The organism is Bacillus sp. mrc49 (genome assembly GCF_002803435.1).
The window spans coordinates 1-719 of record NZ_PHNG01000242.1 but is presented as its reverse complement, the minus strand read 5'-3'; the positions used below and the strand labels follow the sequence as shown (position 1 = coordinate 719).

Sequence of the window (719 nt, the reverse complement as noted above, 5' to 3'; positions counted from 1 at the left end):
CCTTGGTTTGCCAAGGGGGGCACTTCACTTTAAAAGACTACCGTTTTATTTTCATGGACAAGGACACGATCCTCCAAATGCCATTTAACGGCACGGGCGAGCACCCTCCGTTCAGCAGAACGGCCGATTTTCTTCATATCCCCTGCCGAATCACGATGATCGACACGTTCGATATCCTGCTCGATGATCGGACCTTCATCCAAGTCATTCGTCACATAATGTGAGGTCGCCCCAATCAGCTTGACACCCCGGTCATATGCCCGTTCATAAGGCCGTGCCCCGATGAATGCAGGTAAAAAGGAATGATGGATATTGATGATTTTATTCGGATGGGCCGCTACGAAATCCGGCGTCAGGATCTGCATATACCTCGCTAACACAATCAGGTCGATATTGAATTCCTCGAGAAGGCCAAGCTGCTTCGTCTCCACTTCCTTACGAATATCCTTATTTGCAGGAATATAATAAAAAGGAATGCCCATCGATTCGACAATTTGTCTCGTATCTTCATGATTACTGATGACAAGCGCTATATCGGCCAACAAATCCCCGCTTTGCCATTCCCATAGCAATTCAAGCAGGCAATGCGGCTCCTTGGAAACGAAAATCGCCGTCCGCTTCAAATCACTCACATGCGTAAGTGTCCATTCCATCGAAAATGCTGCCGAAACCTCTTCAAAAGCCGATTCCATTTCCGCTGCCCTCTCCTTTAATCCTGG

1 protein-coding gene is annotated in these 719 nt (G+C 47.8%); it reads right to left on the bottom strand.

From position 1 onward, the window contains the following. Nucleotides 1-29: 29 nt before the first annotated feature. On the bottom strand, nt 30-719 hold a 690-nt coding region (purU, locus tag CVN76_RS01760), incomplete at its 5' end, for a formyltetrahydrofolate deformylase (protein WP_100530155.1).